The sequence below is a fragment of the Actinomyces wuliandei genome (assembly GCF_004010955.1).
Lineage (GTDB): Bacteria > Actinomycetota > Actinomycetes > Actinomycetales > Actinomycetaceae > Actinomyces > Actinomyces wuliandei.
The window spans coordinates 80,885-90,030 of record NZ_CP025227.1 but is presented as its reverse complement, the minus strand read 5'-3'; the positions used below and the strand labels follow the sequence as shown (position 1 = coordinate 90,030).

General features: G+C 64.6%; 6 protein-coding genes. All 6 read left to right on the top strand.

The window, feature by feature from the left end:
- The first annotated feature begins 1 nt into the window (after position 1).
- Positions 2-430: a hypothetical protein gene (locus CWS50_RS00400; RefSeq protein ID WP_127841208.1), complete on the top strand. Its 429-nt coding sequence runs from the start codon at positions 2-4 to the stop codon at positions 428-430.
- A 40-nt stretch (positions 431-470) separates the two neighbouring features.
- Positions 471-2,003 (top strand): AlbA family DNA-binding domain-containing protein, encoded by a 1,533-nt coding sequence (locus CWS50_RS00395; RefSeq protein WP_127841207.1) that lies wholly within the window; start codon positions 471-473, stop codon positions 2,001-2,003.
- The gene (pglZ, locus tag CWS50_RS00390) at positions 2,000-4,540 is read left to right on the top strand and encodes a BREX-1 system phosphatase PglZ type A (protein WP_127841206.1); all 2,541 of its coding nucleotides are present in this window, start codon (positions 2,000-2,002) and stop codon (positions 4,538-4,540) included. Before CWS50_RS00395 ends, pglZ begins: the two co-directional genes overlap by 4 nt.
- Positions 4,541-4,549: 9 nt before the next feature.
- Positions 4,550-6,694, top strand: a complete 2,145-nt coding sequence (gene brxL / locus CWS50_RS00385) for a BREX system Lon protease-like protein BrxL (protein WP_127841205.1) — start codon at positions 4,550-4,552, stop codon at positions 6,692-6,694.
- Between the two features lie 517 nt (positions 6,695-7,211).
- A complete protein-coding gene (locus CWS50_RS00380; RefSeq protein WP_243118373.1) occupies positions 7,212-8,348 on the top strand; it encodes an ABC transporter ATP-binding protein in 1,137 nt (378 codons plus the stop codon).
- Positions 8,345-9,106: an ABC transporter permease gene (locus CWS50_RS00375; protein ID WP_127841203.1), complete on the top strand. Its 762-nt coding sequence runs from the start codon at positions 8,345-8,347 to the stop codon at positions 9,104-9,106. Before CWS50_RS00380 ends, CWS50_RS00375 begins: the two co-directional genes overlap by 4 nt.
- Positions 9,107-9,146 lie beyond the last annotated feature (40 nt).

Sequence of the window (9,146 nt, the reverse complement as noted above, 5' to 3'; positions counted from 1 at the left end):
AATGGAATGGCTCGTCCCGTTTCTTTCTCTGATTGGCGCCTTGCTCGGAGGGTCGGTTTCAGCGATCGTCTCGAACCGTCTCGCGGAGAAACGTCTCGACGTAGAACTGATCAGAGAAGCGCGCATCGTTCTTGAACGGTGGTATGCGACACGGGTAGGCCCACTTGACCCACAGTATCCTGGCATCGATCCAAAACGTTTGAAGAGCATCAGCGACCAGACCCTTGAAGGCTTTTTCAAGAGATGCTTCGAGGAGAGTTTCAGGCTTCTCGCAGCACTCGGCTCAGTGCGATCGTGGGATGATAGAATCGGAGATGTTATTGACAGGTCAGATTGGCGCATCCCGGAAGACTCCGTCCCAGAGTTACGGATAGCGCTCAAAGACGCCGAACACAGGGCACGAAGACAATTATGGACCCCGCGAAGGTAGGACATTCTTACTAGGGACTCAAATAATGGCAGGGGAATCTATGATCGGTTACCTGGGTTTAGATCCGGATGGCCGGATTTCTGATATCGAGGGCAAGACCCTCGAGCTCAAGCGCGATCTGTCGTCACCCGACGGGCCGCTGCGGACGATTGTGGCCTTCGCGAACTCGGCGGGCGGGCGGCTCGTTGTAGGTGTCGCGGACGATGGCACGGTGGTTGGCGTCGAGGATCCGCTCGCCGAGGAGGAGCGCATCGCCAGCCTCATCGATGACCGGATCTCGCCCCAGCTGGTCCCCGCGATCGACCTGGTGACGGTGGGAGACAAGACGTTGCTCGTCGTCGACGTGCCGCTCAGTACTCGTCGCCCTCACTACATCACCCGCCAGGGCCCCGAGGTCGGCGTCTACGTGCGCCTCGGTTCCACCACGCGGCAGGCGGACCCGGCGCTGGTGGCCGAACTCGAACGCAACGCGCGCGGCATCGCCTTCGAAGACCTGCCCGAACCGCGCGCCACACTGGGCGACCTCGATCTGCAGGTCCTCTCCGAGCTGCGCGGACGCACCACGTCTGTCGACGACCTTTTGGCACTCGGCCTTGCCGTCAGACAGGGGGACCAGATCGTCGCCACCAATGCGGGCGTCCTCGCCGCCTGCCCCGACCCTTCGCGCTTCCTTCCCTCCGCCTGGGTCCAGTGCGGGCGCCTGCGCGGCCCGCACGGCACCGACATCTTCGACCAGACCGAAATCCACGGCCCCATGCCGCTGGCCGTCGACCCCGCCGTGGACTTCCTGCTCAAGCACGCCTACAAGACCGCGGTCTTCGGCGAGGTCCGGCGCCGCGACGTCTACTCGATCCCCATCGAGCCGATCCGCGAGGTGATCGTCAATGCCCTCGTGCACGCCTCCTACGCGGAACGGGGCACGCCCATCCGTATCGGCTTCTACGACGACCGCATCCAGGTGGACAGCCCGGGCCTGCTGCTGCCGGGCATGACCATTGACTCCATGCGTCGCGTGTCCCGCCTGCGTAACCCCGCCCTCGCGCGCATCTTCCGCGAGGCCGGGATTATGGAGCAGTGGGGTACCGGTGTCCAGCGCGTCTTCGAGCAGGTGGCCGAGGCCGGCCTGCCCGAGCCTGTGATCGAAGAGGTCCAGGACCGGGTGCGGGTCACCATCCAGATCCCCAGCCATGACCCGCGGCACGCGGCCGCCATACACGCCGGGTCGCACGAAGCTCGCCGCGCCCGTGAGCCTGATGCCAGGGCACAGAAGTCTGCGGAACATACCTACTCGGAACATACCTACACGCGTAGCGATGATGATAGATATGTCGGTAGGTATGATGTGGTGATGATGCAAGCGGCGGCGAATGGTCCGGTTCACCGGAACACACTCTTGGAGGCTGCTGGGCTCAGAGCCCTGTCGCAGAACTACCAGCGCCACGTAGTCCCGCTGCTGGAACGCGGATTACTCGCCATGACCGTGCCTGACAAGCCCCGAAGCAAAGCGCAGCGATACATCCTTACGGACGAGGGCCGCGCCTACCTGCGCACCCATACGGGAGAAGCCGAATGAACGCCATGTCAGCCATCCAGCGTCAGCTCCGCGAGCGCTTCGACCGCCCCGGAGAAGCCGGACGGATCGTCGTCTGGTCGGACCCGGAAGGCAGGTACGGCGACTCCCTCGATGACCTCAACCTGCCCGACGTCACCGTGTTGCAGGTCGAGAGCAACGAGTTCGCCATCAAGCGCCGAGTACTGGTCACCGAGCCGAAGAGCAAGTTCCTGCTCTACCGCCACCGCCAGCCGGATACGCCGGAGACCGTGACGGACAACTGGCTCAAGGACCTGGAGCTCGCCTACGGGACCTTCACCGCGGACCACGACTCACTCCTCATACAAGAGCTCGGGGGCGGCCCGGCGCTGCGCGGCGTCGTCGAGCAGTACCCACGCTTCTTCGACAGTCGGCGACGCCGCGAGGCACTCAAGCCGCGACTGCGGCCGGACGACGACGGTAAGGACATTGCCGCCTCCATGGCCGCCGTCGTGCTGGGCACCGATGAGCGCTCACTGGAGGCGCTCTGGCGGGAGCTGCTGATGGAGAACGCAGAAGGCAAGTCGGACGGCATTGATGAGATCACCCGCCTGGGGCTGGCCGACTTCCATTGGAAGGGGACGCATGAAATCTACGGTTACGCCCCCGACGAAGCGCCCAGCGTCGATGACTTCGTGGCGTGGCTGTTCAACCGGGCATGGGAGCAGTTCGCTCCCACCCAGGCGGACTTGGGCGCCGATCAGTACGCCAATATCCGCCGCGACTTCAGCACCTGGCACAACGACTTCCGCTTCGCTCACACCTACCGAGTCCTGGCCGATCGCGCGGCAGAGCTGCTCGGCATCGACGAGCAGGTGGCCGACCTTGACCTACCCGAGCTGCTGGGGCGCAAGACATTCCCCCTGGTGGACCAGGAACTCGTCCGCCGACTGGCACACCAGGTGCACGAGCGCGCCCTCGCGGACACGGAAGCGCAGAATGCTGTGCACAGTCGTTCCGCTCTGCCGTGGTACAGCGAGTTCGAGCATGGCTATGGAGCCGTCAGCGCGGCGTCAGCCCTGCTGACACGTATCGACTCCGGCTCCTGGAACTGCTCCTCCCCGCGGGAGGGCTTCGCCCACTACACCCAGCAGTGGTTCGCCATCGACCAGGCCTACCGGCAGTTCCACCGACACCTCGACCTCTATGAGCCGGACTCCCCCCTCGACGCCCTGAAGGCGACGGTCGAAGCCGCCTACATCAATGACTTCCTCACTCCCCTCGGACAGTCCTGGCGCAAGCAAGTCGCCGGCATGGAGCGCTGGCAGATCGAATCGGTCCCCTCGGCCACGTCCTTCTTCACCGAGCAGGTCAGTCGGCCTTGGCTGGACAAGGGCAAGAAGGTCGTCGTCATTGTCTCCGACGCGCTGCGCTACGAGGTGGGTGAGGAACTGGGCCGGCGCATTAGCCAGGAGGACCGCTTTACGGCTCAGCTGTCCGCCATGCTCTCGGCCCTTCCGTCCTACACCCAGCTCGGCATGGCTGCGCTGCTACCACACGAGTCGCTGGCCTTCGCGCACACCGACGACGGATCGGTTGAGGTTGACCGCGCGCCCAGCGGAGGAACCGAGAACCGGGCCAAGCTGCTCGCGCCCATGAGCGGCACCGCGATCCAGGCCAATCAGCTCTTGAGCCTGAAGCCCGGTCAAACCCGTGAGATCATCAAGAACCACCGGTTGCTATACGTCTACCACAACCAGATCGACGCCACCGGAGACAAGCAGACCACCGAGCCGGACACCTTCCGTGCCTGTGAGGACGCCATCGCAGACCTGGTAAGGCTCGTCAAGAAGCTGGCGAACGCCAACGTCAACAACATCCTCATCACCGCCGATCACGGCTTCCTCTACCAGGAGAGCCAGCTGGAGGAGCAGGACTACCTGTCGGTCAAACCGCATGGTGACGCCCTGCTGCATGTGAACCACCGCTTCGTGCTGGGGCGCGGTCTCAAGCGGGACAACGCGTTCATCACCTACTCCCCCAACCAGCTCCGGATGTCCGGGGACATCGAGGCGCAGGTGCCCGGATCCATTCACCGCATCCGTACGGCGGGCTCCAGCACGCGCTTCGTGCACGGCGGGGCTTCTCTCCAGGAGGTCGTGGTGCCCGTCATTGCCGTCAACAAGCGGCGCGCATCAGACACTCGCCAGACCCCCGTGAAGATCGTCGCCGAGACGAACAGGATCACCACCGGGCAGATCACCGTGATGCTGTTCCAGCAAGAGCCGGTCAGCGAGAAGGTCAAGCCGCGCCGTCTGATCGCGGGCCTGTACGCAGGCGACACATTGATATCCGACGAGGTCACGGTGGACTGCTCTCAGGACTCCGCAGAGGCCCGGGACCGGTTCTTCCCAGTCACCCTGGTATTGAGCAGGGATGCGGATACCTTCAACGGTGAGACCGTTGAGCTTCGGCTGGCCGAACCGGTCGGCTCACAGCGTCGTCCCTACGGGGACAAGGCCCGTTTCACCCTGTCGCGCACCTTCACCAGCGACTTCGGCGCCGACTTCGACTTCTAGGATGCAAGCATGATCACCCCGCACCCCGCCAAGCCGGAGCCCACCGAGCCGGAGCCGACCGACCAGGATCAGCGCCCCTCCCCCACGCCGCTGGACCGTAAGATCGCGGCAGCATTCCCCGGCGTCGTCGTGCGCAAGGACCTCGTCAAGGCCGTCAAGGGCAACGCCATCGTGCCCACCTACGTGCTGGAGTACCTGCTGGGCCAGTACGCCGCCACGGATGACGACGCCACCATTCACTCCGGCATTGAACAGGTCAGACGCATCCTCCGGGACCATTACGTGCACCGGGGCGAGAACCGCCTCATCCAGTCGCGCATCCGAGAGAAGGGTCGCCACCGCGTCATCGATAAGGTATCCGTCTCCCTCAACGAGAAACTGGACATCTATGAGGCCGAGTTCTCCAACCTGGGCATCAGCAAGGTGGAGATCGGCGCCGAGACCGTGCGCAGCCACCCCAAGCTCCTGACCGGCGGGGTCTGGTGCATCTGCGGCATCGTCTACGCCTACTCGGGCGACCCGAAGGACGTTCCCTGGCGGCTGCACTCCCTCAAGCCCATCCAGCTCTCGCGCCTGGACCTGGACTCCTACACCACCGCCCGGGAGCAGTTCAGCACCGAGGAGTGGATCGACCTGCTCATCCAGTCCATCGGCTTCAACCCCGCCATGTTCGGCCCCCGGGCCAAGCTCCTCCACCTGGTGCGCCTGATCCCCTTCGTGGAGCGCAACTACAACCTGGTGGAGCTCGGTCCCAAGGGGACCGGCAAGTCGCACATCTACTCCGAGTTCTCGCCGCACGGCATGCTGATCTCCGGGGGTGAGGTGACCGTGCCGAAGCTCTTCGTGAACAACGCCTCCGGGCGGATCGGCCTGGTGGGTTACTGGGACTGCGTCGCCTTCGACGAGTTCGCCGGCAAGAAGAAGCGGGCCGACCGGGCGCTGGTCGACATCATGAAGAACTACATGGCCAACAAGTCCTTCTCCCGTGGCGTCGAGACGCTCGGCGCGGAGGCCTCAATGGTGTTCGTCGGCAACACCTCCCACACCGTGCCCTACATGCTCAAGAACTCTGACCTGTTCGAGGAGCTGCCCGAGCAGTACCACGATCCCGCCTTCCTGGACCGCATCCACTGCTACGTGCCCGGATGGGAGTTCGAGCAGATCCGCGGCGAGATGTTCTCGTCCGGCTATGGATTCGTCGTCGACTACCTGGCCGAGGTGCTCCGCTCCCTGCGCGACACCGACTACTCCGACCGCTACCAGGACTCCTTCGCGCTGTCAGACGACCTATCCACTCGTGACCGCGACGGCATCCACAAGACCTTCTCCGGCCTGATGAAACTCATCCACCCCTCCGGGCGGGCCAGCCCCGAGGAGATCGACGCCCTGCTGCGGATTGCGCTCGAAGGACGTAAGCGCGTCAAGGACCAGCTTGTGCGTATTGATAGCACCATGAAGGCGGTCCATTTCGATTACACCTGCTCAGGGGAATCGCGGTCTGTGACTACCCTGGAGGAAGAGGAATATCCCCGGCTCTACCACCAGGTCACCGAAGCGGATGAGGCTGGCACAGACAGCTCCGATGATGTCCCCTTAGCCAGTGCCCAGCAGCCCCAGAAAGAAACTGCCAGGCAGGCCAGTGCGCACTCCAAGCCCCAGGAGGGGCACCTGGAGTTCACCGAGGGCAGGCGGGGCTTCACTTACGACCGCTATATCGGCCCCTACCTGCATGGCGCCACACGAATCGACGTTATTGACCCCTATATTCGTCAGCCTTACCAGGCACGCAACCTGATGGAACTTATTGAGACTATCGCCAAGTTTACTGACACCACGAGCGATGTGACCGTACATCTGACTACCAAGCGTGACGATGACGGAGTCTTCTCAGCAAGACAGCAGGAGAGTCTGGAGACGATTCGCACCAATTCCGCCGTTGCCGGCATTAGTTTTGAGTACTCCTTCAGGCAGACGATTCACGACCGCACCATCACTACTGATAGTGGATGGCGCATCCTGCTGGGACGCGGTTTGGACGTGTTCCAGCCCTTCAACACCGACTGGCTCGACCTGCGACTGCGCCAGCAGTTCTTCCGGCAGCTCAAGGAGTTCACCATCACTTACGTGAAGCAGGATTCAGGTATCCGGTCCTGACAGGCTCTCTCGCGTGCTACCACCTAGCCCACAGCCAGCGCCGCAGGAGCACCTGATCAAGTCAGGTGAAATATGACCCTGCCCACCGTGGTACGCAGGGGCGTGCTCGGCGACGGCGTGCAGGATGCCAGGCAGCCCACTCACCGCCCAGAGGTGCCCAGGCGCACACGGTCACGCAGCCGAGCACGTCCCCGTACAGCGTCAAGGTCAGAGAAAGGGCGTCCCAGATGGGTCAGGACCCCTTCCTGACACTAATTTTTACCGCGCGCTAGCACCACTGGCTCTTGACGTCGATACGACAGTGGGACGACGTCAGCGCTACCGTCGGCCAAGACTCAGCAGCACGTGAGCGTCCCCCTCCAGGGCGTCGGTGCGACGATCGGACTAGGCCGGTCGTCGCAGGAGAATCCTGGGTCACCACGGCCATCGCATTCTTGCCGATGTTATGGTGCATACACCTGTCACGCAGTCAGCGCCTCAGCGCCTGACGGGGGTGGAGCCGGAAAGGAGCTCAACGGTGAGTAGCCAGCACCTGGTGGTGCGTAGTGCGGGACTGACGAAGCGGTACGGGGTTACTGAGGTGGTCAGTGGTGTGGGCCTGGAGGTGCCTGCGGGGCAGGTCTACGGGTTCCTGGGTCCCAACGGGGCTGGTAAGTCCACGACGATGAAGATGCTGCTGGGGCTGACTCGCCCCTCCGTCGGCAGCGTGGAGGTCTTTGGTGAGCCGTTCTCGCCCCAGCGCACGCTGGCGCGGGTGGGGTCCCTGATCGAGCAGCCCTCCTTCTACGGCCACCTCACCGGGCGGGAGAACCTCGACATCGTGCGCCGGGTCAAGCACCTGCCCGCCTCCAGCGTGGGCCAGGCCCTCGACACCGTGGGACTGTCCCACGCCGGCGACAAGCTGGCGCGGGCCTACTCCCTGGGCATGAAGCAGCGCCTGGGCCTGGCGATGGCCCTGCTGGGAGACCCTGAGCTGCTGGTCCTGGACGAGCCCACCAACGGGCTGGACCCCTCCGGCATCCACGAGATCCGTGACCTCATCACCAGCCTGCCGCGCACCCGGGGCATCACCGTGCTGGTCTCCAGCCACCTGCTCAGCGAGATCGAGCAGATGGCCGACACCATCGGCATCATCACCCAGGGCCACCTGGTCTACCAAGGCCCCCTGTCCGCCCTGAGGGAAGCAGGTCGCCTCGTCGTCCGGGTGAACACCTCTCAGGCCGTGCCCGCCGCCCGAGAGCTGGCCGCCCAGGGCTGGCAGGTCGGTTCCGTGGAGGACGGAGAGATCACCCTGCCCGCCTACAGTGACGAGCACGTCGCCCGCCTCGTCACCACCTTGGTCAGCGTGGGCACCAGCATCTACCGCGTCGAGCTGCGCCGCCGCTCCCTGGAGCAGATCTTCCTCGACATCACCGAGCAGGCACCCCCACAAAGCCAGCCCACCCCTACCCAGCCCGGAGCGCCACGACACACCCACCAGCCACCCTGGCCGCAGGGTGTCCAGCACCAGCCACAACAGGCACCCCCACAGCCTGAGACGCCCCACCCGGTGACCGCGCACCATGCCATGGGTCAGGCCGCCCGCCCAGCATCGGCCACTCAGGTGCCATCCCACCAGACCGCTTACCAGAGGCCACGGGGAGCGGGAGAATGAGGGCACTGGGACTGGAGATCTCCAAACTCACAAGGTCTCGTCTGTGGCTGACCCTGGTCCTGGCCACCGGCATCGAGCTGGCCTGGGCCACAGCAGTCCTGAGCATTATCATCACACGCTCTGGCACTACCGGGATCGCTGTGGACGCTGGCTACGCGATCGGAGAGACATCAAGCGTACATACCGTGGTCACCCCCATCATCTCTGCGGTCGTCGCCTCACGCCTTGCCGCCATGGAGCACGACAGCACCATGCTGTCCCAGCTCCTCGCCGACGGCCAGCCGCGCGCCCCCTTGTTCCTGGCTAAGCTCACCACTGCCGTGACCGCCTGCTCGGTGCCCGCCCTCGCCCTCGTGCCCACCGCCACCCTGGTAGCCGCTGTCGGCGGCGTGCCCGCTGACCCTGGTCTGACCGCCACCTGGCTGGGCGGGCTGATGGTGGCCAACATCGCCATGACTGCTATCCACCTGGCCCTGGCCCTGCTCGTGCGCCGCCAGGCCCTGACCCTGGCCGTCGGCGCCCTGGGTGCCCTGAGCGCCAGCCTCGTCGGCTTCGTCGTGCCTGACTCCGTGGCCACCCTCCTGCCCTGGCAGTACCCTGCCCTGCTCGTACCCGTGCGTATGCAGCAGACCGAGGGCACGATCACCGGCTTCGTCCCCGTCGACCACCTGGGCACTTACATCACCATCGTCATCATCGTCAGCCTGGTCGCCACCGCTGTCGCCCAGGCCACCTTCAGCCGGCAGGTCACGCGCTAGACCTGCCGTCCGCCACCAGGCCGGAGACAACCAGGAGACC

Excerpts from the sequence above, each read along its gene's own strand:
- CWS50_RS00395 (WP_127841207.1), top strand. The coding sequence starts at position 471 with ATGATCGGTTACCTGGGTTTAGATCCGGATGGCCGGATTTCTGATATC.
- CWS50_RS00375 (WP_127841203.1), top strand. The coding sequence starts at position 8,345 with ATGAGGGCACTGGGACTGGAGATCTCCAAACTCACAAGGTCTCGTCTG.
- brxL (WP_127841205.1), top strand. The coding sequence starts at position 4,550 with ATGATCACCCCGCACCCCGCCAAGCCGGAGCCCACCGAGCCGGAGCCG.
- pglZ (WP_127841206.1), top strand. The coding sequence starts at position 2,000 with ATGAACGCCATGTCAGCCATCCAGCGTCAGCTCCGCGAGCGCTTCGAC.
- CWS50_RS00400 (WP_127841208.1), top strand. The coding sequence starts at position 2 with ATGGAATGGCTCGTCCCGTTTCTTTCTCTGATTGGCGCCTTGCTCGGA.